Below are 24,615 nucleotides of genomic sequence, written 5' to 3' on the forward strand. Positions count from 1 at the left end.
CAATTAACATATTGGCAGCTGTTGTATCGCAGAAAAATGGTTTTCAGCGATTTTCCAGTGATTCCAGTTCGATATTAATAGCGTGACAGGAGATCTGAATTTCATATAACGAAATCAACAGGCTTAACATCAGGCAGACTAAACTGGCACCAAAACACCATTGACCGGCCAGGGTCCAGTTTAAAAATAAACTGAACATCGACAAAGTACAAAGTACAAAACTAATCACCCCCCAGCGCTGCATCGAGCGGATCAGCACAATACGCTGACGCAGATTTTCAATTTGTCTTTTTGCTAAGTCCCGCACCTGATCGCCTTCGCGTTCGTTCAGCTGGCGGATCAGTTGAGCTAACACCAGAAACCTGTTGGTATAAGCCAGCAGCAATAACGAGATGGCAGGAAATAACAAAGCCGGGGTGGTGAGGGTCATGTGTCTGCTCCAATGGTGCTTAACTTTGCAGCTAAATCACTGCAACAATTTGATTCGCTTGAAATCTGAACTCATATTACACTGACTTCAGCCAAATAAAACCGCCCCGGAGGTGCAGCATGGCCGTTGATTTATGGAGTGCGATGCTGACATTGTTTTTGATCATGGACCCTTTAGGCAATCTGCCGATTGTGGTGGCTATTTTAAAAGACTTAAAACCCGAGCGCCGCCGTATCGTTTTAATCCGTGAACTTATTTTGTCGCTGATTATTTTATTAATGTTTTTATACGGTGGGCAGAGCTTTTTGGCCCTGCTTGGGGTCAAAGAAGAAGCGGTTAGTATTGCTGGTGGTATTATCCTGTTTTTAATCGCCATCCGGATGATTTTCCCGCCGCCGGGTGGTGTGGCCGGGTTAAAAGAAGGTGAAGAACCTTTTTTATTTCCGCTGGCCGTGCCGATGATTGCCGGGCCTTCTATTCTGGCTGCACTTATTTTGCTGGCTAACCAGCAACCCGGTCAGATGATGGACTGGACCCTGGCTTTGGTGGGGGCCTGGCTGGTGAGTTCAGCCATTTTATTATTTGCGCCTATGCTGCACAGAGTGCTGGGCGAACGTGGTCTGACCGCGATGGAAAGATTAATGGGTATGATTTTAGTGATAATTGCAGTACAAATGTTGTTAAATGGCATCAGCCATTATTTTAAATGGGATTAACAGATGCAAGCCGTCGTAAAAAATAACACAGAGCAAAGTGAACAGACTCTGGTCCAAACCGCACAACAACAACTTGAAACCGCACTGGTAGATTTTTCCGGTCAGTTATTAAGTCAACAACAACAATTGCTGGAACAGCTGACCGCCTCTGTGCGTCAGCAGGTTGAACAGCAGTGGCAACAAAAATTAGAACAACAACAGTTGCAACTGCATTCACAACAAAGCGCCGCTGATGGTGCCAGTGCCCAGCAGCAACAGCTGGAAGCTGAGTGTAGTGCGCTGAAACAGCAGCTGACTGCAGCAGAAAAGCAGCAAAAGCAAAGCCAGCAACAGCTCAGGCAGTTTCAGGATGAAAAAGAAGAAGCGCTGGCTGCGATGCAGCGCCTAGCTGTGCAGCTCAAACAAAGCCAGGACGATTTTAAAGCGGAAAAATACCGGGTGCTGGAGCTGGAAAAACAGCAACAACAAGCCAGCGAGTCAGGTAACCAATTGCTGGAAAGCGCCTTACATCAGGTCACCTCAGAGCGTGATGCGCTGCAGCTGCAAATTCAGCAGCTGCGCACCGAATTGCAGGATGCCCAGTTGCAGCAGGCCAGTGTCACCAGTCAGTGGCAACAACAGCTGGATAAACAACAGCAGCACAATACCCAGTTAAAAGCTGAGCTGACACAACATCAGCAGGCATTGGCTGAAGCACAACAACAACATTCGCTACTGGTGCAGAAGCTGGCGCAGACCGAGGCCAGTTTAGAACAACTGCAGCAACAGCAGAGTGAGCAGGCCGGCAATCTGTCGCAGCAGCTGGCAGAGCGCGACGCGCAACTGCTGGCTGCGCAGCAGCAATTACAGACTGCAGAGCAGAAGTTACAGCAGGCAACAGCGCAACAACTGGCGTTGCAACAACAGCTGGATCAGCAGCAACAACAAACCAGTGCCTTGTGGGCTGCGCAACAACAAACCGCCGAAGAAACCCTGCAACAGGCATTGGCACAACAAGCCACAAGCCATCAGCAGGAAATGGCGCAACTGCAGCAGCAGCTCGATCAATACCAGCAACAGGTGAATGCAATGGCTGTGCAGCTGAATCAAATCACTGTGATTGATCAGCAACTGCAGCAGGAACTGAAAATCCGCTTGCAGCAATTTGAACAGCTGGAACAGGAAAAACAGCAGCTCAGTGCCAGCCTGGCCGAACAGCAACATCAGCAGCAGTCAGCTTCTGCCGAACTGACCCAGGCCGCCGCCGCGCTGGCCGACACCCGACAACAATTGCTGGCGTTACAGGAAAAAGAGCAGGAATGGTCGGCCTTACAGCATAAATTGGAAAGTCAGTTATTCCGTGCTCAGACCCGGCAGCAGGCGCTGGAGGAGCGGCAACAAAATGAAGGCGATCAGTCCAGAGAAACCATCAGAGTGTTGCGTCAGCAGCTGCAGCAGCTGGAGCAGGACAGTCTGCAACAACAGCAGACGCTGGAGCAGCAGCTGACCGAATACCGGCTTAAGTTTGAGTATGCCCAGCGTCAGCTCAATGCAACTTCAGGTTGAACCGGCCTTGATGCTGGTTCTGCATGTCTGCCTTGTGTATCATAGCTGCCCTGAAACAGCCCTCAGGGCAACCGCTTGTCAGATAAGAGAATTGCATGAATTCAAAAGCCAATAATTTCCAGCGCATGCGTGATTTAAGCTTCTATCAGCAAGGCGCTGTGGCGGCCACTTTGCTGGAAAGAATGATCCCAAGTTATCAGCTGTTTGCCGAAGTCACCTCTTTTGGTGATGCGGCTTTACCACGCCATGTACTGGATTTGGTCTGGGAATGGCTGCAGGTAAAAAGAGCCAAAATTAACTTTGACCGTTTGCAGGAAGAGCTGGAACTGGTAACCCCTGAAGTCAGTCATTTTGATATTTTTGGTGTTTATCCGGCGTTGGATGCCATTACCGCGCTGGATATGATGCTCAGCGGCATTACCCAGCAAGACAGCACTGAATTTATTAATGTAGCCAAAATCTCTCAGGCATCGGTCGCACGGCTGATCGAACATGAATCGGCTGATTTGGATATCACCTCGGAAGCCGAGCTGAAAAAGGTGGTACGCGAGCACGAACTGATGTGCTACGAAATGGATTGTCTGGCTGAATTGATTGATATCTGTAGTGAAATCAGCGAGTTTGGCCGTACTGAAGTTCAAAAGTTAAAAGGCTGGGTGGCAGAGCAGGGGGTCACTAACCTTGGCATGGAACTAAACCCGGCGCAAAGTTAACACCTGCGCCGTCACCGGAGCCATGCTCCGGTGACAAAGTGTGACATCTCAATATTTATGCTGCTGTCGTTTTTGTGTTGTCGCAAACAGCTGCAATGCAAAGTCGCAAAAACAACCCTTCTTTATGCGGGGCAACTCCGCTGTAAACTTGCTGCCGATAGTTTCAGGCCGACACATTCGATTCCTGTACCGCAGTTCTAACCGACTAAAGCAGCCACTTTGATACGCATTTTTTTATTGTTGTTCCAGCCACCTCGAACTTATGAATCAACTGTTTAAAAATCAGGAAAAATGTACCTTTTTGTGATTTTTATGCGTCAAAATGTTTTACAATAAATTTTCACATTGTAGTTTATCTTATTTTATATGTTTTAAATCAATGATTTAAAGTTAAAAATAGTTGGCCTTATTTTTGCTAATAGAGCGCAGCGCAGGATGATTGGAGGCTGACATAAAACGGTTAAGTCAGACTCTGGCTGCAATACCTGCGACCCGGTCAGCACTGCTGGCACATTGCTTGGTGTAATTCAAAAAGTTCTGGAGAACTTCAACATGACGTATAACTTTGGGAAATTGTTTGCTGGTTTTGCCGCTGCGATCGCTTTAATGTCTTCTGCTGCTATGGCTGCGCCAATCACTGATGTGCAGGAATACGGCAACAACAGCGCAACTGAATATTTTGTTGATTCTGATGGCAATAAATACAACCAGCCGTTTTACCGCGAGCAGAATCAGGATTGGGAGTGGATCCACAACCCACTGGCTGGTCTGTTCAGCAATATCAAACTGAGTATTTCTGCGTTTGACGTGGACTTTAACTCGGGTGAGCTGGACGCTATTTCGGTATTTGACGGTACTTCATGGCTGAGCCTGGGTTACCTGGCCGGCGCAAGCGACATCTGGGCTTTTACTGATTTTGATTTAACTGGTTATAGCTGGGCACAAAGCCAGGTAAATGCCGGTTTAAAAGTACGGATGAATATTGACCAGAACAACGCTGGCTGGTTAGTCACTTTAGGTAAAGCAACCTTAACCGTAAACGGTGGTGACTTAGCTTGTGTACCAACACCGGGTGTTCCTTGTACTCAGATCACGGTTTCTGAGCCAGGTGTATTTGGTCTGTTCGGTCTGGCATTTGCCGGTCTGATGCTGCGTCGCAGAAAAGCCAACAAAGCTTAATCAAGCTTCAGGCGACGGTTTGCATCGCCTGAAGACGAAAAACAAAAAGCCCGGTTCAACTGACCGGGCTTTTTGTTTGGTTTTTATAGGGTGGTGAGCCTGCTGCAATTTATTCGGGCTGCTCGCGCTGATACAAACGATAGGCCAGCTGACCTGCGATACTTTGTTTGATGGGCCGCCAGTGAGCAGGCAACTGAGACACCGGCAGTTCTTTTTCACATTCCACATAAATCAGCGCATCGTTGCTTAACCAGGGCTGTTGTTCCAGCAAGGTGGCGCAAGGCAATAATAAATTTTGCCTAAATGGCGGGTCTAAAAACACCAAATCATATTGCCTTTTTGGTGCCTGCTGCAGATAAACGAGGCAACTGCCCGCAATCACTTCGGCATTGTTGCACTTTAAGGTTTGCAGATGTTGTTGCAGCTGTTTTACTGCTGTTTTGTCCAGCTCCAACAGAGTGGCGAAGCTGGCGTGGCGCGACAGAGCCTCCAATGCCAGGCTGCCGCTGCCGCTGAAACAGTCCAGCACAGTGCAGCCGGCGGTGTCCTGCATCAACCAGTTAAATAAAGTTTCTTTCACTCTGTCTGTGGTGGGTCTTAGCCCTTGTGCATTAAGCACCGGCAAACGCCGGCCGCGCCATTGACCGCTGATAATACGGACAAAACCCGGGCCATTGTGGGTAGGGGCATTTGCTGCAGGGCGACGCGCTTTCATCTGGTGTTTATGCCTGAATAATAAAGGTGTTAGTATAAGCGGCGATTTTACCTGAGTTTCCGTATTCTGACAGCGAACCCTATGACAAAACCTAACAAACTCTTTTCCTGGCTTGGCTTTGGTAAAAAACCACAAGCGCAAGTGACAGAACAACCAGCCGCTGAATTGCCTGGCGAACAGCAGTTGGCGCAGCCAGAACCTCTTTCGGCGCAACCGCAGCCCGCTGCACCTGAGCAGGCAACAGAAACGCCCGCAGTTGCTATCTCTGCACTGACCAGCAGCGAAGCACAGGCCGCTCAGAGTGAGCAGAGTGCACAAAGCCATCAGATCACAGAGGTTGCTGACACTGTGCTGCAGCCTGTTTCAGCGCAGTCGGTTGCAGCAGATACAACGGCAATAAAGGCCGAAGAAAAGCTTCCGGCAGCGGAGTCTCAGGCCATCCCGGCAGAAACAGCTTTGCCGGTTGCAGCACCAGCCAGTGAGCCTTCTGCTCAGTCGCAACCCACAACAGAGAAAAAACCAGGCTTTTTTGCCAGACTCAAACAAGGCTTAAGCAAAACCAGTCAGAACCTGGGCAACGGTTTAGCCAGTTTGTTCCTCGGTAAAAAAATTGATGACGATTTATACGAAGAGCTGGAAACCCAGTTATTAATGGCCGATGTCGGTGTGGACACCAGTCAGAAGCTGATTAAACAGCTGGTGCAACATGCCGACCGCCGTCAGTTAAAAGACGCCGACAGCCTGTATGAAAAACTGCAGCAGGAAATGGCGGAACTGCTGGATGTGGTGGAGCAACCGCTGCAGGTTGAACACCAAGACGGTCCTTTTGTGATCTTAATGGTGGGCGTCAATGGTGTGGGTAAAACTACCACCATCGGCAAAATGGCACAGCAATTTAAACAGCAGGGCAAATCTGTGATGCTGGCAGCCGGTGACACTTTCCGTGCAGCTGCGGTTGAGCAGTTGCAGGTGTGGGGCGAGCGTAACCAAATTCCGGTGATAGCCCAGCATTCAGGTGCCGACAGTGCTTCAGTGATTTTTGATGCTTATCAGGCGGCCAAAGCGCGCAAAATTGATGTGCTGATTGCCGACACAGCAGGGCGGTTACAGAACAAAGCCCATTTAATGGAAGAGCTGAAAAAAATCGTCCGGGTGATGAAAAAAATCGACGGCGCAGCGCCACATGAAGTGATGCTGACTTTAGATGCCGGCACTGGTCAAAATGCGTTAAGTCAGGCAAAGTTGTTCCATGAAGCTGTTGAACTGACAGGCATTTCACTGACTAAGCTGGACGGCACCGCCAAAGGCGGGGTTATTTTTGCCATAGCCGACCAGTTTAAGTTGCCTATCCGCTATATCGGTGTGGGCGAAAGTATTGACGACCTGCGGGTGTTTAACAGCAAAGATTTTATCCGGGCTTTATTTAATAAGGAATTCTGAACATGCTGCGTTTTGAGCAGGTCAGTAAAGGTTACAGTGGCGGTTTTGTGGCATTGGACAGGGTCAGTTTTGAACTGGCCAAAGGTGAAATGGCATTTCTGACCGGCCACTCCGGCGCTGGTAAAAGTACCCTGCTTAAACTGATCAGTCTGATTGAACGCCCATCTGCCGGCAAGGTGTTTATTAACGGTGTGGATTTAAGCACGGTGAAAGCCAGGCAAATTCCTTATGTGCGCCGTGACGTTGGCATGATTTTCCAGGATCACCGGCTGTTGATGAACCACAGTGTGTTTGACAATGTGGCGCTGCCTCTGGTGATTGAAGGTTTTACCGGCCGCGAAATGGCGAAAAGGGTGCATGCTGCGCTGGATCAGGTTGGGCTGCTGGATAAAGCGCGCTGCCTGCCGGCCACTTTATCCGGTGGTGAAGCACAAAGGGTAGGTATTGCCCGGGCCGTGGTGAATAAACCGCCGCTGCTGCTGGCCGACGAACCCACCGGCAATCTGGATCCTGATCTCTCCAAAGACATTATGCGGGTATTTGAAGCTTTTAATCAGGCCGGCGTTTCTGTGTTGGTGGCCAGTCACGATTTGGGCCTGATTGCGAGGATGCGCTACCGCACTATGACACTCAAAGGCGGCAAGATGATTAACGATGGCCTGACGCATCAGGAGGACGCAGAATGAGTATGCTGTTTGCCGGCCGTGCTGTCGGCGCCACTGCCAGTCAGCCCAATGTGCTGCAAAAATTGCTGCGTGGGGTGCTCACTCATGTACGTCAGGCGATAACCAGTCTGGGTGAGTTGTGGCGCAGCCCACTTTGGGCTTTGATCACTGTGGCAGTGCTTGGCATCAGTATGACTTTGCCCACCACTTTGCATTTGCTGGTGAAAAACGTGCAGCAGGTCAGTCGCAGTTATGACGAATCTTTTGAAATCAGTTTGTTTTTAAAAAATGACGCCAGCGCCACCGATATCGCCACGCTCGTCACTTTGTTACAAGGCGATGCCGAGGTTGCCAAAGTACGTTTGATTGATAAAGCGGCGGCTATGGCTGAGTTTAAACAGCAGTCGGGTTTTGGTGAGGCTTTAGCTTTCCTCGATCAAAACCCACTACCCGATGTGCTGTTGGTAACACCCAAGAAAAATCAGCCGGCGGCAGCTGAAGCTTTAATGCATAAGCTGGAAAAAGAACGTTTTGTCGAGCTGGCAAAACTCGACATCAGCTGGCTGGAACGGCTGGCAGCACTGATGAATCTGATGCAGCAGGCGGTGTATACCATAGCTGTGTTGCTGCTTAGTGCAGCGCTGTTGGTGATTGGTAATACCATCCGTTTGTCGATTATGGATAAGAAGGCCGAAATTGAAGTGATGAAACTGGTGGGCGCCACTGACGCTTTTATCCAGCGGCCATTTTTATATACCGGCATCTGGCTTGGGGTTTTTGGCGGCTTTTTGGCTTTTCTGGTGGTTGAACTGATGCTTTGGTGGCTGCAAGGTGCCATTGCCACTGTTACCCAGTTGTATCAAAGCGATTTTGTGCTGAACTCACTGAGTTTACGTGAGTTTGGTTATCTGATGCTGATTGCGGTGACTTTGGGCCTGGTGGGTTCTTATATCGCTGTGCGTAGTCATATAAAGGCGATTGAGCCTTAAGGTCCATCGATTGCGCTCAGTCACAGACTGAGCGCTTGTTCTGGTCATACTTTATCTTCTTCTCTGGCTGTTAACATCAAACCATGGGCCCAATCTACCGCTTCCAGATAAACCGGGCTTAAATCAATGGCTTTATTCAGAACCTGGCGGGTGAGCTGTTGCTGGCTATCCCAGTCGGCTCTTTCAAAAGCTTTGGCAAGTTCCAGATACTGACCGAGCTTGCCACTGTGCTCCAGCAAAGCCGATTTAATTTCCGGCAATATAGGTAAGTCCTGCAACAAACCGGCAAGCGGCTGCTCCAATAAAGCATCCACCAGCGAAAACAAGCCGGTTAAAAAGGCCGAAGGTGGGTTGAGCTCGTCCTGGTTTAAGGCGGCTAACTGGTCGCAAAACCGGGCCCGTACTACCGACATATTTAAAAGTTCACTGCCGTTATTTTCCGCCAGGTTGGCCAGCGCCAACAAAGCGATAAACTTTTTCAGTTCCGCTTCGCCCATGTACACCATGGCGTGTTTCAGCGAGCCTATTGGTTTTTCCCGGGCAAAACTGGCGCTGTTGACAAAACGCAGCAGCTTATAGGACAAACCTAAGTCGCGTTCGACGATATGCGACAAGTCGTCAAAGTTCAGTTCAACTTTGCTGGCTTCGGCAATCAGCAACATCAGGTTTAGTTTGCTGCTGCTGATATTTTTATGTTTCAGCATTTCCGGTCTTGCAAAAAAATACCCCTGAAATAACTGAAAACCCAGCTGCCGCAGTTTGTTAAATTCTTCGGCGGTCTCTACCTTTTCTGCCAGCAGGGTGACGTTATAATGTTTGACTCTCGACACGTATTTGCTGATTTGCAGCAGATTAAATTGCTGTACGTCCACTTTAATAATGCTGATATAAGGCAGAAAAATATCCCATTTGGGGTCAAAATCGTGATCGTCCAGCGCCAGCTGATAACCCATACCATGTAGCTGTTTACAGGCGGTCATCAGCTCTTTGCTGATGGGCACAGTTTCCAGAATTTCAATCACCATACTTTTGGGATTAATTGAAGTTGGAAAATGATGGATAAGCGTATCTGCGGAAAAATTAATAAAGGCCAGCTGGCCGCCGGTGATTTTTTCCACCCCCATCAATAAGTGATGTTCGGTGATGAGTTTAGAGGTTGCTTCATCATCATTGATATTGGGAAAAGCATTGGACTCTCCGTCCCGGAACAACAACTCATAGCCGTATAAGTTTTTTTGCGCATCCAGAATAGGCTGGCGAGCCATATAACAATACATACTGCAACTCCTGCTCTGCGGCGATATAGCCGGAGGCCTTGTAATTAGCGGCTGTTAGATCTGTGGGGGCTGATAAAAGGCTGTGATTACTATTTTGAGCATATCGCAAAAATCTGAATTACCTTATGCTTTGATATTCTGAAAAACAGCTGTTTATAAGATTCAGATCTTAAAATGATGGAACTTCATTTAGCACTCTCAATCAAAGAGTGCTAAGATGATTCCACTTTAATCCTTGCAGGAGCTGTTTACATGACAAAAGCATCCCAACTTATGACACTGTCGGTCGCTGGTAGCGGAAGCCTGGAGGCTTATACTCATGCGGTCAGCAGTATCCAGATGCTGTCTGCCGAGGAAGAACGTTCATTAGCGGAACGCCTGCAGCAGCATGGTGATTTAGAAGCGGCCCGCCAGTTAATTATGTCGCATTTACGTTTTGTGGTGCATATCGCCCGTAGTTATTCAGGTTATGGCCTGCCAATTGGCGATTTAATTCAGGAAGGCAATATCGGCCTGATGAAAGCGGTCAAACGTTTTGACCCGACTGTTGGCGTGCGTCTGGTTTCTTTTGCCGTACATTGGATCAAAGCCGAAATTCACGAATTTGTGCTGAAAAACTGGCGTATCGTGAAAGTTGCCACCACCAAAGCCCAACGTAAGCTGTTTTTTAATCTGCGCAAAGCCAAGAAAAACTTAGGCTGGTTCAGCCAGGAAGAAGTCAAAAACGTGGCTGAGTCTTTAGGGGTGCCTGAATACGAAGTGCGTGAGATGGAATCGCGGATGAGCAACCATGATATGCCTTTTGATGCTCAGGACGATGATGACGAAAGCAACTTTAATGCGCCGGTATTTTACCTGCAGGATAAATCATCAGATTTAGCCAACAACTTTGAAGAAGATCAGTCCGAAGGTGCTGCCATTGAACGTCTGCAAGCTGCAGTTCGTACGCTGGATGAGCGCAGCCAGGATATTATCCGCGCCCGTTGGCTGGACAACCAGAAACTGACGTTACAGGAACTGGCAGACCGTTATCAGGTGTCGGCTGAGCGGGTTCGTCAGCTGGAAAAAAATGCGATGAAAAAGTTGCATGCCGCTATGGTTGATGCCGCTTAACTGACAATATCGTACTCAGCAAAAAGGCAGCTTTGGCTGCCTTTTTTGTTAACACGACCTGCGCTCTGGTGCCTGGTTTTTTTGCGGTTATGCCAATTCAGTCTGTAAATAAAGTGGCACAGAGTGGCCAAGCTTAGACAGAGAAGCACAGACGCTAAGCAAAAACTGCTGCTGCGTATTCTTTAACGTAACAGCAATAAGCCGCCAAAAGGAATTAACTCAGTTTTAGCGGCCGGAGTGCTCAGCAAAAAACGCCATTGCGGTTCATGTGGTACATCTGCCGGTACACTAAATCCCGCTAAATCAGTGCGATAAGGCGGATGCCAAATCAGCAGTTCTGCCGGCTGAGTATCTGGCTGATGGGGTTCAGCCTTGCCTGTACTTTCTGAGGTTTCAGGGTATACCAGACTGACAGAACCAGAGCCTGCGACAACACTATGGTTTTGTTCAGGTTTAGGCGATAACTTCAGCTGTCGTTTACCGCTTTGTGCCTGATGACCGGTAGCTGCAGACTCTGTTGTGGCTGGAACCCCTGTGGCAGAGTCAGTTGTTGCTGTAGTTGCAACCACAGAGGTTGTGGGCTGTGTTGGCTTGTGCGCCGCAACAACTGCTGCAGGCAGTGCTAATAACTGCGATACCGGCACCAGTTCAATGCCTTCGGCTTTGAGCCGGCTCAGGTTGCGGCGTAAATAACGATAGGTTTCAGGGTAGGGGTGGCCAATCGCAATAGCGCTGCCCTGTTGTTTGGCGAGCTTTAACAGCTGATTAAATTGCCGGTCCAGCGCCTGATAAGATTTATCGTTATCCAGGAAAATATCACGGCTGCGGCTTTTCACCTGATATTGACTCGTCGCTGGGCCAACAGCGCTGCGGTTGGTGGTTTTACTGTCGATAAAATACAGCTGGCGCTCGGCCATTACCTGCATAGTCCATAACATAGGTTCGGCCAGGCTGGTGTATAAACTGCCCATATGATTATTCACACCCACAGCCTGAGGCACTTCGGCCAGAGCTTTTTGCAGCGCCTGTTGCACCTGTGTTTTTGACATTTGTCTTCTGAGTGCACCTTTGCCGAGCAAGTGATTTTGCGCCACAGCTTCCATCGGCATATGCAACATCACTTCTTTTTGCTGGGCTCTGGCCAGCTCCGCCATTTCTTTACCCTGCGGGGTAAAAGGCATCACGGCAAAAGTGAGCTGATAGGGCAGTTTGATCAATAAAGGATCGGCTTTCTGAAAGCCGATATCGTCAATAATAATGGCAACTTTGGGCGGTAAAGTCTGGGCTTTGGCAGCCACACAGAAAAACGCCAACAGGCAGAAAAAACGGAATTTACGCACAGAAGGTTATTTCACCGCCAAAAGGCTGCAAGGCTGCAGCAAACTAAATGATACGGGGCCTATTATGCCTGACTAAGGGGCCCGCAACCAGCGTAAAGGATTGACCGCAGACCCTTTTTGCCGGATTTCAAAATAAAGTCCGGCGGCATTTTGTCCACCGCTCTGACCGACCAGCGCCAGGGTATCGCCTGATTTCACCACTTCACCCGGTGTTTTTAACAAAGTCTGATTATTGCCATACAAACTCATCAGGCCGTTGCCGTGATCGACCACTGTAACCCAGCCATAACCTTTGAGCCAATCGGCGTAAATCACCTGACCGTCGGCTACAGCTTTTACTGCTGTGCCTGTTGGCGCTTGAATAATCACACCGCTGGCGGTCATGCCGCCGCCTTGCTGCGCACCAAACTGCTGGCTAATTGCGCCTTTCACCGGCCAGGGTAAAGAGCCGGTTTTGCCGCTGTGCTTTAACCGGCGATTGGCGGCCTGAGCTTTCAGTTTGGCAATAGTGGCTTGCAGGCTTTGTTCGTTACTCTTTAAGTATTCCAGCTGTTGTTTTTGATCCTGCAATAACGCCTGCAGTTGTTGGACCGAAGCATGCTGATTTTTGCGGGCTGCAGCCAGTTCCTGCTGCTGTGCTGTCAGCTGCGCCAGGCGCTGTTCCTGCTCCAGCCTGTTGCTGTCGGCTTGTTGCTTCAGTGTGGCCAGTTCATCTACAGTGGTTTTCAGCGCCGTCAGCTGCTGCATTCTGGCGTTATTAAAATATTGGTAATAGGTGAGCAAACGCTCGAGTTTGCTGGCATCCTGCTGATTTAACAGCAGCTGAGTGTAATCGTGGCCACCGACCTGATAAGCGGCTTTGACCTGAGCAGCCAGCAATTGTTGCTGCTGTTGCCGTTGTTGTTCCAGTTGCTGCTGCTGTTGTTCCAGCTGCTGCTGTTGTTGCTGTAAAGTCTGCAGTTTGTCCTGTTCTGCTCTGACAGCCTGACTGGCTTCAGCCAGCACCTGGTCGGCTTTTTTCAGCTCAGCTTCAGCCCGCTTCAGCGCCTGACGCTGGTCGCGGCGCTGACGTTCGGTTTGTTTAATTTCCTGCTGCAACGACTCCAGCTCTTTACGGGCACTGGCGGTGCTTTGTTGTGCCCAGGCTGTGCTGCCATACACTGTGCTGAGCAGAATCAGGCTCAGCAGCAGTGGTACAGAAAATAACGAACGCACCGGCATACTCAATTGAGTTTAAACAACAATTTGCCGGTCATTTCGGCCGGAACCGGCATGCCCATCAATTGCAGCATGGTTGGCGCTATATCACTTAAAATGCCGCCTTCAACTGCTGTGGCACTGCGGCCAACATAAATTAATGGCACCGGGTCGCTGGTGTGCGCTGTATGCGCCTGGCCCGATTCATGGTCAACCATTTGTTCGGCATTGCCATGGTCGGCTGTGATAATACATTCACCCCCCACCTCGGCGAGTGCTTCAACCACCCGGCCGATACAGTGATCAACGGCTTCCACAGCTTTAATAGCGGCGGATAAAATGCCGGTATGGCCGACCATGTCGCCGTTGGGGTAGTTACAAATAATGACGTCATATTTGCCACTGTGAATGGCTTCTACCAGTTTGTCGGTGAGCAAAGTGGAGTTCATCTCAGGTTGCAAATCATAGGTGGCGACCGCAGGGGATGGCACCAGAATCCGCTTTTCCCCTGGGAAGACTTCTTCTCTGCCACCACTGAAAAAGAAGGTGACGTGTGCGTATTTTTCGGTTTCTGAAATCCGCAGCTGGGTTTTCTGATGCTTAGCCAGCCATTCACCCAACACGTTATTCAGACTGGTTGGTGGATAAGCAACAGGGGCTTTGATATCGGCAGCATATTCGGTCAGCTGGACAAAAGCGGCCAATTGCGGCTGGCGGTTTCTGACAAAACCATCAAAATTGCTGTCGGTGAAAGTGCGGCTGAACTGACGGGCACGGTCGGCGCGGAAGTTCATAAAAATCAGCGCATCACCATCCTGCAGCAGCACAGGTTTGCCATCTTTGCCCAGAATCACACTGGCTTTCACAAATTCGTCGTTTTCATCACGCTGGTAGGCTGCATTTAATGCACTGATGGCATCGTTAAACTGATAATCGGCCTTACCATCTACAATCAAATCATAAGCTTGCTGTACCCTGTCCCAGCGTTTGTCGCGGTCCATGGCATAATAACGGCCAATCACAGAGGCAATCTGACCCAAACCAAGCTCAGTAAATTTTGCGGCCACTCTTTTGAGTGAGGCTTCGGCACTGCGTGGTGGCGTGTCGCGGCCATCTAAAAAGGCGTGCAGGTAAATGGCTTTGGCGCCTTCGCGCGCGGCCAGTTCTATCATGGCAATCAGATGATCTTCATGGCTGTGCACGCCACCTGGTGATAACAAGCCCATTAAATGCACGGATTTGCCGGCCTGAGCCGCGCTGCGCACTGCGTTCACCAGCACTGCATTCTGATAAAAATCACCATCCTGAATGGCTTTAGTGATGCGGGTAAAATCCTGGTAAACCACCCGGCCTGAGCCCAGATTGACATGGCCCACTTCGGAATTGCCCATTTGGCCGTCTGGTAAACCAACGTCCATGCCAGAGCCGGAAATCAGGCTGTGCGGATAATCGCGCCACAGTCTGTCCATCACCGGGGTGTTTGCCTGAACTATGGCGTTGTCTGTTGGATCTTCACGATAACCCCAACCATCTAAAATCAGAAGTACCAAAGGTTTCAGCGACTTTGCCATTACAACTCCACGTCTTGTTGCTTGATCATCATTTTGAATTCATCTTACCGAAATTTAGCTGCGACTCCAATCGTCCTTGTTCAGATATTGTGCAACCGGGGGCAAAGAGTGGCAATTTCAGTCCGGCGCGGCAGGTGCAGGGCTGTTTTTGGCCCTGAAAGCCGTTATACTCGGCGCCAAATCATCGGATAACGGAAGCTAAATTGATGCAACAGTACCTCGAATTTGCCGGTAATCATCCTTATCTCAGCCTGGCTTGGGCAGGTATTTTAATTGCGCTGCTGGTCAGCTGGGTGCAGTCTTTAGTATCAAAAATTCAGTTTGTGACCCCCACAGAACTCACCATTAAAGTGAACAGAGAAGATGCGCAGCTGGTGGATATCCGCAGCGCTGACGATTTTAAAAAGGGTCATATTACCGGTGCACGCAATATGCCACTGGCACAATTTGCCAGCCAGATAACCACCCTTGAAAAAAATAAAGACGCACCCATTATTGTCATCTGTCAGGCCGGCATGTCGGCTCAGGGCGCAGCAAAACAGCTGATCCAGGCTGGTTTTAGCAAGGTTGCTGTACTGCGTGGTGGCATGGGCAAATGGCAAGAAGCTAATTTACCTGTGGTGAAAAAATAACAGGATTTGCAGTAATGAACCAAGCCAGTGTCACTATTTACACTAAAGCCTATTGCCCGTATTGTGTTCGCGCAAAAGCATTATTAACCGCTAAAGCTGTGCAGTTTCAGGAATTCAAAATTGATGAACAGCCAGAGCTTCGCCCGGAAATGATCAATAAAGCCGGTGGCCGCACTACAGTGCCGCAGATCTTTATTGATGAACAACATATTGGTGGCTGTGACGATCTCCACGCGCTTGAAGCGCAGGGAAAACTGGACACTCTGCTTTTTAAATAACAACAATCAATTCAGCTAGGACACATCATGGCCGACGAACAAAACAATGTAGCTGCAGACGCGCAGCAGGCTCAGTTTGCAATTCAGCGTATTTACGTGAAAGACGTTTCATTTGAAGCGCCAAATTCTCCGGCAATTTTCCGCAAAGAGTGGACGCCGGAAGTGAAGTTAGACCTGGACACCCGCAGCGAAAAACTGGATGACAATACTTTTGAAGTGGTGTTGTCGCTGACAGTCACAGCAACTATCGGTCAGGAAACGGCGTTTTTATGTGAAGTGCAACAAGCCGGTATTTTTTCAGTACCAGCATTAAATGATGCTCAAATGGCGCACATGCTGGCAGCATTCTGCCCGAACATTCTGTTCCCGTATGCCCGTGAAGCAGTATCAAGCCTGGTCAACCGTGGTACTTTCCCACAACTGAACCTGGCACCGGTAAACTTCGACGCCCTGTTTGCACAATATATGCAGCAGCGCCAGGCTGAAGCGCAAGCTCAGCTGCCAAACTAATACAGCTTTTGTTATGTCTGCGGCTATCACAGTTTTAGGCGCCGGTTCATACGGCACAGCGCTGGCTATTTGTCTGGCGCGTAATGGTCACCAGACCCTGTTGTGGGGCCGCAGTAAACAAGATATTGCTGCGATGCAACAAGATCGGATCAACCATAAGTATCTGCCGGATATCAAACTGCCGGATACTTTAGCGGTAACATCCGATCTGCCATCGGCCGTTGCAGCCAGCCAGAACGTGCTGGTGGTGGTGCCGAGTCATGCTTTTGCTGACACCTTAAAACAAATTAAACCTTATTTGTTACCACACGCCCGTGTGGCCTGGGCAACCAAAGGTTTAGAACCCGATACCGGTCGTCTGTTGCAGGATGTCGCCCGCGATATTCTCGGAGATGAGGTGTCGCTGGCGGTCTTGTCAGGCCCGACTTTTGCCAAAGAGCTGGCGCAAGGTTTACCAACGGCAATTTCGCTGTCGTCCACTGATCCTGAATTTATCACTGTGCTGTCGGATTTATTGCATTGTGGCCGTACTTTCCGGGTTTATACCAATCCGGATTTTATTGGTGTGCAGCTGGGCGGGGCAGTGAAAAACGTTATTGCGATAGGCGCCGGCATGGCCGACGGTATTGGTTTTGGTGCCAATGCCCGCACTGCGCTGATCACCCGGGGTTTGGCAGAAATGTGCCGCTTGGGTTGTGCCTTGGGTGCTCAAAAAGAAACCTTTATGGGCATGGCCGGTTTAGGCGATTTGGTTTTAACCTGTACCGACAACCAATCCCGTAACAGACGTTTTGGTTTGTTGCTGGGGCAAGGTGCTGGTGTGGAAGAGGCAATGACTTCGATTGGCCAGGTGGTGGAAGGTTACCGCAATGCCAAAGAAGTATTTAATCTGGCTACCCGCGTTGGTGTCGAGATGCCCATTACCGAGCAAATTTATCAGGTGTTATATCAGGGTAAAGATGCCCGCGCAGCTGCTATTGACTTGCTTGGCAGGGAAAAACGCGACGAATAAAAAAATCAGCCGTTGTACGGATGATTTTAAAGCAATAAAAAACCGGCTATTTAGCCGGTTTTTTGTGTCTGCTGCTCAATCATTAAAATCTTGCTGATTTGCCCTGCATTCTGCGCCTGGCCAAATAACAGGCCGGTGCCAAGCTGACATCCCATCACATGCAATAAATAGCCTTGCATTTCGTTATCAATCTGCAGCGCAGACACTCTGAGCTGTTGTGATGCTGCCAGACGGATCAGGCAACTGCACAAATGGCGTTTTTGGTCGTCATTTTCCAGTTCAGCTACGGTACTTGCCGCCAGAATAACGCCGGTCCAGTAGGGTTGTTGTAATAAAAACAGCGGGGTCTGGCCGCTGCCGAAATTCAACCACCATAACGAAAAACCGGCTTTGGCCAGTGCTTCCATTTGCTTATGGGCAAGGCCTGGTTGCTCCAGATAATAAGTTTCGTCGATCATCAGCGAAAACAACGCCGGATCCAGCGTCCATTCCTGCAGATGATGCAGCAGATAAGCCACTAAATCGGGTTGTTGTAATTGCAAAGCTGATAATTCCAGCCGGATGCCAGGCACCGTCACGCCTTGCTGGCGCCATTGCCACAGTTGCTGGCACAGTTGCTGAAATTGCCAACGTTCAATCGCCAATAACTGATGGCTTTGTGCGGCCACAGCGGCAAAATCCTCTAACCACAATAAACCCCTTTTGGGCGAATGCCAGGCCAGTTGCACTGTTAAAGCAGTCAGCAGATGTTGCTCCAACTGATAACAGGGTAAATAACAAAGTTCAAACTGATACTGGCGCAACGCTTGTTCCAGTTCATCCGCGGTTTGCCAGTCGGCAGGAGCAGCCAGGCCCGGTTGTTGCCAGAAAGTAATAGGTTGTTGTTGCTGCATGCCTTGTTGCAGTGCCCAGTTGGCATGTTGCAACAAAGCATCGCTGTCAGTACCGGATTGTGGATACACTGCAAGGCCAATATAACACTGCAGTGATACTTCAAAGTCGGTTAAAGGGCAGGGGTTTTGTAAACAGAGCTGCAGCTGCCGTGCCAGCTGCCACAACGCCAGTTCAGTTTGTTGCTGGCAATGTTCAGGTTTAAAAATAAGCGCAAAACGTCGTTCGGAAAATTGCCCCAATACGGCGGCTGGCGGTAAATGTTGTTGCAGTTGTTCGGCGACCCAACATTCGAGGATCAGTGCCTGCTGATTACCAAATTGTTGTCTTATTTGGTTCAGCTCAGTCAGCTCCAGCAGTGCCACGGCGCAATGGCGCTGGCTGGCCTGACACTGTTGTAACACGGGTTCCAGTTGCGCCAGCCATAAAGTCCGGTTTGATAATCCTGTTAACGCGTCGTGGGTGCTGAGTTGTTGCAGCTGCGCCTGTTGTTGTTGCTCTGCGCTGATGTCATGTTGCACCACCAGATAAAAGGTTGATTTGTTGTGTAATAACCTGGTGATCCAAAGTTGCATGGCTTTAGGTTCGGTCTCGGTACTGAGCCAGACCATGCCGTGCCAGTGCGATTGATGCTGTAATTCAGCGCTGATATCCGGCCAGGCTGACTGCTGACAATATTTACTTTGATAATATTGTGGTTTGGAGCCAGGTAGCCAATTTAACTGTTGGGCTGCCGGGTTCGCCTGCAGCAATTGAAAGTCTGTGTCGGCCAGCCAGACTACACAGGGGCAACTGCTGAAAAAACTGTCCAGCGACAGATGTTGCACCGGACTGCGCTGCAGTTGAGCGCGGCGTTGGATCAACACCCAGGCCAGCAGCAGAACTAAACCCAAACCAGGGACAGATAATACAAAAGAGCTGGCAAACTCTGTGTAGCTGCTGTGTAACATCATGGCTTCCTTGCTTACATATGTCCCGAAATTATTGGTGAAGCCTGGCCAAATTACCAGCAGTCTGGCTTTTTTATCCTTGGGCTTTTTTGTGTCCGTATTATAAATTTCGGTATACTGCCGTTTTTATCTGATTGTTTCTGAACAAGCTGAAGTTCAGAAGCTGCCATGCCAGGCGCTGGCAAAAGCGGAAGTTACCTTTATGTTTCATATCGCATTATTTGAACCGAAAATTGCACCAAATTGTGGCAACATTATCAGGCTGGCCGCCAATAACGGTTGTGCTTTGCATTTAATCGAACCTTTAGGTTTTGATTTTGAAGAAAAAAAACTGCGCCGTGCCGGACTGGATTATCATGATTTAGCCAGAGTAAGCCGCCACGCCAATTACGACGCATTTTTACAGGCGATGAATGGCAGGCGTATTATCGCCTGCACCACTAAAGGCAGCCGTCCTCATACCGAAGTGGCGTATCAGGCTGGTGATGTATTGTTGTTTGGCTCCGAAACTCATGGTTTGCCAGACGCAGTGCGTAATGCCATAGCGCCTGAGTTTCGTATCCGAATCCCGATGATGGCCGATGCCCGCAGTTTAAATCTGGCCAATGCAGTGGCCATTATCAGTTATGAAGCCTGGCGGCAGCAGGGGTTTGCCGGCGCAGTTTAACCACAGGAGTGTGTCATGAGTCATGCGAATTATCAGTTGTGGGTGCGCCGTTCCGGCTATCTGACCCTGCTGACGGCTTTGGTGATTGTGGCGTTAAAACTGACTGCCGCTATTATGACCAACGCCGCTTCGGCACTGGCATCTTTTATGGATGCTTTGCTGGATGTGCTGGTGTCGACGCTGAATTTTATTGCATTACGTTATGCGCTCAAGCCTGCTGATCAGGAGCATCGTTTTGGTCATGGCAAAGCCGAAGCCATTATGGCGTTGTTTCAGGCCGCCTTTTTAACCGGCGCTGCTGTGTTGTTGTTATATCAGGGCGTCAGCCGTTATTTTAGTCCTGAACCTGTGGGTGCCCTCAATAGCGGCATTCTTCTGACGTTCATTTGCACAGCTCTCACCCTGATGCTGGTGCTGGTACAGCGCTGGATCATCAAAAAAACCAGCTCTTTGGCGGTCAAAGCTGACTCTGCACATTACAGCGGTGATGTGCTGTTGAACCTGTCTGTGATAGCGGCGCTGTGGCTGGTGAATAATTCTGTACTCTGGGCTGATGCGGTGATGACGGCGCTGATAGCGCTGTATTTGTTATGGACAGCCTGGCAGCTGGCACTGGAGAGTTTACGGCATTTACTTGATGAAGAGCTGACCGACGCTGAGCGCACCCAAATTGTCGACGTCCTGCATCAACTGCCGGAAGTCTATGGTGTGGATCAGCTGAAAACCCGTCAGGCCGGTTTAACAGTCTTTGTACAGCTGAGGTTACTGTTGTCCGATCAGCTATCGTTGTTACACGCGCATGACATTGTGGATCAGGCCGAACATAAAGTGGCAGCCTTATTCCGTGATGCCGATGTGATTATCCATGCCGATCCGGTTTCTGTGGTGCCTGTGCCTGAATATCCAAAACCCCGGACAAAAACTGATTCACAGCGCTGAACCACTGGCTGCGGACCTCATCCGTTTCTGTGAGTAATTCATGCCGGGCGCCCTGAATTGTCAGGGCGTCCGGCAGTGGCTGTTGCCGGCGCCAATGCTGCCACAATAACAGCTGCTGGCGGTTATCTACCACAGTATCTTCTGCACCTTGCAATAGTAAACAAGGCATAGCCGGCGCCGGTCCGCTGTGAAGCTTTTCGCAAGCCGCTAAAGCTTCAGCCAGCCAGTGCCAGCTGACACCACCCAGCTGATATGCTGGATATTGCTGATATAAATCACGAAACCATTGGTAGCGCTCAGCACTGTGGCTTAAGTCATTGCCCTCAAAAGCTTTGTGCTGGTAAGGCCCCTGACCTGGCACATACCAGGGCTGCTCGCTGCATAGCCGGTTCAACCCACGCATAAAATTGGCCATGGCTGCTGCAATACCTGCCGGTATCGGGTTGGTGTGAATGCCCCACATCGGTGAGCTGAAAATAGCCGCCTGAATCAGGCCTGGTCTTTGTTGCTGTAAATACGCGGCCAGAATGGCGCCACCCATCGAATGGGCAACGGCCAGCAGGGGTAAGCTGCAGCAACCTGGTATGATTTCTTCAATAAACAGCTGTAAATCAGCAACATAATCGGAAAAATCTTTGACATAACCGCGCTGTGGGTCAGCCAATAAACGCTCTGAAGCACCCTGACCCCGATGATCCAGCACAAACACCTGATAACCCGAATGCAGCGCATCGGCAATAAACTCGGCATATTTATGGCCAGCTTCGATGCGGCCCGGTACCAACACTAAAGCGGCAGTGGCCTGTGCCGGTTGCCAGCTGCTGTAGTGCAGTCGACAGCCGCCCGTGCCGGTAAAATAATGGTGTTGACCTTGTTGCCACAGTTGCTGCAAAGCGACAGTGGCGGTGCCTGAACTGAAATCAGCCTGAGTTAAACCAGGCTTCAGCATTGGGAATAACGTCAAACCGGACTGCTCCTGTTGGCGAAAGTGAATTCTATACATAAACCGCCGCTATCCGGCAGGCTGGCGCTGATGCTGCCGCCATGTTGTTTTGCCGCTTGTGCTGCAATGGCAAGACCCAGGCCTGTACCGCCTGTTGCGCTGTTGCGGCTGTCAGACACCCGGTAAAAAGGCGCAAAAATCTGCGTCAGGCAATCTGGTGGAATACCCGGGCCCTGATCGCAGATGCGAAGTTTGGTCTGGTTTTGCTCTTGTAACAGGCGTAGCTGAATGTTGCCGCCTGGCGGGCTGTATTTAATGGCATTACGCAGCACATTTTCAATAGCACGGGCCAGCAGCCTGCTGTCACATTGCAGCAGGCAGCGCGCCGGGCTGTCGCGGTGCAGGCTTAACTGTTTTTCGTCGGCATCCAGCCTGTTTACTTCAAAAATTTCTTCAATCAGTTCAACGAGGTCCAGCTCCTGCAATTGCAACTGATACTGACCGGCATCCAACCGGCTGAAAGTGAGTAACTCTTCCAGTAAAGCGTCGATCCGCTCCAGCTCCTGTTGTAACCTTGGTAATTGCTGGCCGCCGCCCTGACGTTGCTCCAGGGCGATGGCAAGCTGCGCCCGGGTTAAAGGTGAGCGTAGCTCGTGCGACACATCTCTTAATAATCTTTGTTGGTTTTGCAATAAATCACTGATTTTACTCGCCATAAGATTAAAACCGCGGCCAAGCTCGCCTATTTCATCCTGCCGGCGGGCCGGTGCTTCGGCACGGGCCTGTAAATCGCCGGCGGCAAAGTCGAGACTTTTTTGTTGCAACAGCCGAAGCGGTTTGGTGATGCTAAGCGCCAGCACAATACTGGCCAGTGCTGACACTGCAAATAACAGCAGCGGTAACAAATACTTAGGCAGTGCCATTAAATCAAAGCCCGGGTTTTGTGGCCTGGCGCGTTGTTGATACAGCGCCAGTGTTCTGCCGTTAAAATTCACCAGAAAGGGCCCGGCCAACAGCGTATTGCGATGCAGCAATAATCTGGGTTTATCCAGTTGCGACAACTCGGTCAGCCAGTTTTGATCAAAGTTACGCGGCAAAATTTCGCTGTTCAGCACCTGATTGGTGTCGGGGTCCACCACCAGCCAGCGGTTGTGATCACGCCGGTTAATGCGTTTTGACAATTCTTCAATTGAATCCGCTTTTTGCAGCGATTTCAGCAAAGGTTGTAATTGATGGCTGATGTCGTGCGGCAGCCGGCGGATTTCGGTGTTGTCATTAAGCCCTTTGGCCAATAACCAGGCACCGGCCATCGTCAGCAATAACACCAGCCAGAACCAGGCAAAAATCCGTACCGCAAGATAACGGAGTGGATTCAGTGCTGCGAAGGTCATGCTTGCTCCAGAAATAAATAACCACTGCCACGCAACGTCTGAATTTTTTCACCGGCATCGGCCACACTGAGTTTTTTGCGGATATTGCTGATATGCACATCCAGGCTGCGGTCGTACAGTTGCAGTGTGCGGCCCAGTACTTCTTTACTTAAGTCTTCTTTGGTAATAACGCTGCCGGCATGGCTCATCAGGTAATCCAGCAGCTGAAACTCAGTCGCGGTCAGCACCACAACACTGCCTGCGCAGTGCACCTGGCGGTTTTGCCGGTTTAGCTGCACATTATTCAGCTCCAGCAGATTGTGTTGCTGCGGCGCAGCAGGTTGTTGGGCAAGTTCGACCCGCCGCAGGATGGCGCGCACCCGGGCACTTAGTTCTCTGGGATTAAAAGGTTTGGCCAGATAATCATCGGCGCCAAGTTCCAGCCCGACAATACGGTCGATGTCATCACCACGCGCTGTTAACATCAGCACAGGGCAATAACTCGATTGCCGTAGCTGGCGCAGCAAAGATAAACCATCCAGCCCAGGCAGCATCACATCGAGCAAAATCAGCTGATACTGGCCGCTTTGCGCCCGAAGCAAACCGGCCGGGCCGTCGGCTGCTCTGTCCAGATGAAAACCATCCAGCGTCAGGTAATCGATCACCAGCTGACTCAGCTCATCGTCATCATCAATCAGCAGGATTTTTGGGGTCATGGCTTATCCTCAAGGCTGGCTCAGGTGCAGTTTATCGCTGTGACACAAAGCGACAATGCTCTTTACACAACCTTTACCCTGGCTTGGCGTTGCTTTGCATAACACAGAGTATGCTTGTTTCATCGCTGCTGAGTCCAGCGCAATCAATGTAAAACAACCCCAGAGTCATGGAGCTTAAAATGAAAAAATTCAATCTGTTAGCTTTAGTTTTGTCCTCAGTTCTTGTGGCTGGTGCCAGCACTGCAGTTTTGGCTGGTGATCGCCATGGTGGTCACGGTAGCCATTTATTGGCCGATGGCAAAATGTTTAAAGGGCTGGATTTAACCGACGCACAAAAAACGCAGGTGGATGCGCTGTTAAAAGCCCACCGCGAACAAATGCTGAATAAAGCTGAACGTTATGCCATGCATGAAGAGCTGCAGTCGGTGTTAAACAGTGACACTTTTGATGAAGCCGGTGTGCGGGTCATTCTGGAAAAACAGCAGGCGAAAAAACTGGAGCAGGAAGTCGCGCAGCTGAAGTTACAACACCAAATCCGGGCTTTATTAACGCCGGAGCAAAAAGCCAAACTGGATGAACGTAAAGCGAAAATGCGCCAGCGTATGCAGGAAAAAATGGCAGAGCACCAGGGCAAAGCAGGCACTGAATAAACAAAGCCGCAGTTCGCGTTTTGAAAAGCGCATACAACAAAGCCGGATTATTCCGGCTTTGTGTTGTCTGGCTGGCAGCTATTACGCAGAATTACGCCGATATAGCGGTGAAAAGCTAAAAAAATCATCAGTCTGGAAAAATAATTGGAGTAATCACTTTAAACAGC

The 24,615-nt window shown here is 49.8% G+C and carries 25 protein-coding genes; 15 read left to right on the top strand and 10 right to left on the bottom strand.

What is annotated here, in order from left to right; translation table 11 throughout:
• Positions 1-43: 43 nt before the first annotated feature.
• Positions 44-430 carry a DUF2721 domain-containing protein gene (locus N3Z11_RS04080; RefSeq protein WP_260655876.1) on the bottom strand — a complete coding sequence of 129 codons (387 nt, stop codon included), beginning with the start codon at positions 428-430 and terminating at the stop codon, positions 44-46.
• A gap of 119 nt (positions 431-549) precedes the next feature.
• On the opposite strand from N3Z11_RS04080, the gene N3Z11_RS04085 reads away from it, so the two are divergent.
• The 4 genes from N3Z11_RS04085 to N3Z11_RS04100 all read left to right on the top strand — a co-directional run bounded on the left by N3Z11_RS04085 (position 550) and on the right by N3Z11_RS04100 (position 4,583).
• Positions 550-1,146 carry a YhgN family NAAT transporter gene (locus N3Z11_RS04085; RefSeq protein ID WP_260655877.1) on the top strand — a complete coding sequence of 199 codons (597 nt, stop codon included), beginning with the start codon at positions 550-552 and terminating at the stop codon, positions 1,144-1,146.
• A gap of 3 nt (positions 1,147-1,149) precedes the next feature.
• The gene (locus N3Z11_RS04090) at positions 1,150-2,691 is read left to right on the top strand and encodes a hypothetical protein (RefSeq protein WP_260655878.1); all 1,542 of its coding nucleotides are present in this window, start codon (positions 1,150-1,152) and stop codon (positions 2,689-2,691) included.
• Between the two features lie 95 nt (positions 2,692-2,786).
• Entirely contained in the window at positions 2,787-3,404 is a 618-nt protein-coding gene (locus N3Z11_RS04095; protein WP_260655879.1) for a YjaG family protein, read from the top strand.
• A gap of 552 nt (positions 3,405-3,956) precedes the next feature.
• Complete coding sequence (locus N3Z11_RS04100) at positions 3,957-4,583, top strand: PEP-CTERM sorting domain-containing protein (RefSeq protein WP_260655880.1); 627 nt, start codon at positions 3,957-3,959, stop codon at positions 4,581-4,583.
• 109 nt (positions 4,584-4,692) lie between these two features.
• Here N3Z11_RS04100 and rsmD read toward each other — a convergent pair whose 3' ends face one another.
• On the bottom strand, positions 4,693-5,298 hold the full coding sequence (gene rsmD / locus N3Z11_RS04105) for a 16S rRNA (guanine(966)-N(2))-methyltransferase RsmD (protein WP_260655881.1): 606 nt from the start codon (positions 5,296-5,298) through the stop codon (positions 4,693-4,695).
• An 81-nt stretch (positions 5,299-5,379) separates the two neighbouring features.
• Between rsmD and ftsY the strand changes: the two genes are divergently transcribed.
• The 3 genes from ftsY to ftsX are packed head-to-tail and all read left to right on the top strand — an operon-like array spanning position 5,380 to position 8,392.
• Complete coding sequence (gene ftsY / locus N3Z11_RS04110; protein ID WP_260655882.1) at positions 5,380-6,738, top strand: signal recognition particle-docking protein FtsY; 1,359 nt, start codon at positions 5,380-5,382, stop codon at positions 6,736-6,738.
• 2 nt (positions 6,739-6,740) lie between these two features.
• Positions 6,741-7,424 carry a cell division ATP-binding protein FtsE gene (gene ftsE, locus N3Z11_RS04115; protein WP_260655883.1) on the top strand — a complete coding sequence of 228 codons (684 nt, stop codon included), beginning with the start codon at positions 6,741-6,743 and terminating at the stop codon, positions 7,422-7,424.
• On the top strand, positions 7,421-8,392 hold the full coding sequence (gene ftsX, locus N3Z11_RS04120) for a permease-like cell division protein FtsX (protein WP_260655884.1): 972 nt from the start codon (positions 7,421-7,423) through the stop codon (positions 8,390-8,392). Before ftsE ends, ftsX begins: the two co-directional genes overlap by 4 nt.
• 44 nt (positions 8,393-8,436) lie before the next feature.
• On the opposite strand, the gene N3Z11_RS04125 is transcribed toward ftsX, so the two are convergent.
• A complete protein-coding gene (locus N3Z11_RS04125; RefSeq protein WP_260655885.1) occupies positions 8,437-9,669 on the bottom strand; it encodes an EAL and HDOD domain-containing protein in 1,233 nt (410 codons plus the stop codon).
• 252 nt (positions 9,670-9,921) lie between these two features.
• Here N3Z11_RS04125 and rpoH point away from each other — a divergent pair, with 252 nt between their 5' ends.
• Positions 9,922-10,782, top strand: a complete 861-nt coding sequence (rpoH, locus tag N3Z11_RS04130; RefSeq protein WP_260655886.1) for an RNA polymerase sigma factor RpoH — start codon at positions 9,922-9,924, stop codon at positions 10,780-10,782.
• Positions 10,783-10,964: 182 nt separating this feature from the next.
• Here rpoH and N3Z11_RS04135 read toward each other — a convergent pair whose 3' ends face one another.
• From N3Z11_RS04135 to gpmM, 3 genes are all read right to left on the bottom strand, one after another.
• On the bottom strand, positions 10,965-12,122 hold the full coding sequence (locus N3Z11_RS04135) for a divergent polysaccharide deacetylase family protein (protein ID WP_260655887.1): 1,158 nt from the start codon (positions 12,120-12,122) through the stop codon (positions 10,965-10,967).
• 72 nt (positions 12,123-12,194) lie between these two features.
• Entirely contained in the window at positions 12,195-13,337 is a 1,143-nt protein-coding gene (locus N3Z11_RS04140) for a murein hydrolase activator EnvC family protein (protein WP_260655888.1), read from the bottom strand.
• An 8-nt stretch (positions 13,338-13,345) separates the two neighbouring features.
• Positions 13,346-14,890, bottom strand: a complete 1,545-nt coding sequence (gene gpmM, locus N3Z11_RS04145) for a 2,3-bisphosphoglycerate-independent phosphoglycerate mutase (RefSeq protein ID WP_260655889.1) — start codon at positions 14,888-14,890, stop codon at positions 13,346-13,348.
• 206 nt (positions 14,891-15,096) lie between these two features.
• On the opposite strand from gpmM, the gene N3Z11_RS04150 reads away from it, so the two are divergent.
• The 4 genes from N3Z11_RS04150 to gpsA are packed head-to-tail and all read left to right on the top strand — an operon-like array spanning position 15,097 to position 17,322.
• Entirely contained in the window at positions 15,097-15,522 is a 426-nt protein-coding gene (locus tag N3Z11_RS04150) for a rhodanese-like domain-containing protein (RefSeq protein ID WP_260655890.1), read from the top strand.
• A 14-nt stretch (positions 15,523-15,536) separates the two neighbouring features.
• Complete coding sequence (gene grxC / locus N3Z11_RS04155) at positions 15,537-15,800, top strand: glutaredoxin 3 (RefSeq protein ID WP_260655891.1); 264 nt, start codon at positions 15,537-15,539, stop codon at positions 15,798-15,800.
• Between the two features lie 27 nt (positions 15,801-15,827).
• Entirely contained in the window at positions 15,828-16,310 is a 483-nt protein-coding gene (gene secB, locus N3Z11_RS04160) for a protein-export chaperone SecB (protein ID WP_260655892.1), read from the top strand.
• Between the two features lie 13 nt (positions 16,311-16,323).
• Entirely contained in the window at positions 16,324-17,322 is a 999-nt protein-coding gene (gene gpsA, locus N3Z11_RS04165) for an NAD(P)H-dependent glycerol-3-phosphate dehydrogenase (protein WP_260655893.1), read from the top strand.
• Positions 17,323-17,372: 50 nt separating this feature from the next.
• On the opposite strand, the gene N3Z11_RS04170 is transcribed toward gpsA, so the two are convergent.
• The gene (locus N3Z11_RS04170) at positions 17,373-19,163 is read right to left on the bottom strand and encodes a bifunctional diguanylate cyclase/phosphodiesterase (protein ID WP_260655894.1); all 1,791 of its coding nucleotides are present in this window, start codon (positions 19,161-19,163) and stop codon (positions 17,373-17,375) included.
• Positions 19,164-19,365: 202 nt separating this feature from the next.
• Between N3Z11_RS04170 and N3Z11_RS04175 the strand changes: the two genes are divergently transcribed.
• Entirely contained in the window at positions 19,366-19,830 is a 465-nt protein-coding gene (locus N3Z11_RS04175) for a tRNA (cytidine(34)-2'-O)-methyltransferase (protein WP_260655895.1), read from the top strand.
• 15 nt (positions 19,831-19,845) lie between these two features.
• The gene (locus tag N3Z11_RS04180) at positions 19,846-20,769 is read left to right on the top strand and encodes a cation diffusion facilitator family transporter (protein WP_260655896.1); all 924 of its coding nucleotides are present in this window, start codon (positions 19,846-19,848) and stop codon (positions 20,767-20,769) included.
• Here N3Z11_RS04180 and N3Z11_RS04185 read toward each other — a convergent pair.
• From N3Z11_RS04185 to N3Z11_RS04195, 3 genes are read right to left on the bottom strand one after another with little or no spacing between them, the layout of a single operon-like run.
• Positions 20,690-21,733 carry an alpha/beta fold hydrolase gene (locus N3Z11_RS04185; RefSeq protein ID WP_260655897.1) on the bottom strand — a complete coding sequence of 348 codons (1,044 nt, stop codon included), beginning with the start codon at positions 21,731-21,733 and terminating at the stop codon, positions 20,690-20,692. The two genes, N3Z11_RS04180 and N3Z11_RS04185, sit on opposite strands and share 80 nt — an antisense overlap.
• Positions 21,730-23,103, bottom strand: a complete 1,374-nt coding sequence (locus N3Z11_RS04190) for an ATP-binding protein (RefSeq protein ID WP_260655898.1) — start codon at positions 23,101-23,103, stop codon at positions 21,730-21,732. The genes N3Z11_RS04185 and N3Z11_RS04190 overlap by 4 nt, the downstream gene beginning before the upstream one ends.
• The gene (locus tag N3Z11_RS04195) at positions 23,100-23,798 is read right to left on the bottom strand and encodes a response regulator transcription factor (RefSeq protein ID WP_260655899.1); all 699 of its coding nucleotides are present in this window, start codon (positions 23,796-23,798) and stop codon (positions 23,100-23,102) included. The genes N3Z11_RS04190 and N3Z11_RS04195 overlap by 4 nt, the downstream gene beginning before the upstream one ends.
• 179 nt (positions 23,799-23,977) lie before the next feature.
• Between N3Z11_RS04195 and N3Z11_RS04200 the strand changes: the two genes are divergently transcribed.
• Positions 23,978-24,448, top strand: coding sequence for a Spy/CpxP family protein refolding chaperone (locus N3Z11_RS04200; RefSeq protein WP_260655900.1), 471 nt, complete (start codon positions 23,978-23,980; stop codon positions 24,446-24,448).
• Positions 24,449-24,615: the final 167 nt, after the last annotated feature.

Origin of the sequence: Rheinheimera sp. 4Y26 (genome assembly GCF_025245835.1) — a bacterium.
Classification (GTDB): Bacteria; Pseudomonadota; Gammaproteobacteria; order Enterobacterales; family Alteromonadaceae; genus Pararheinheimera.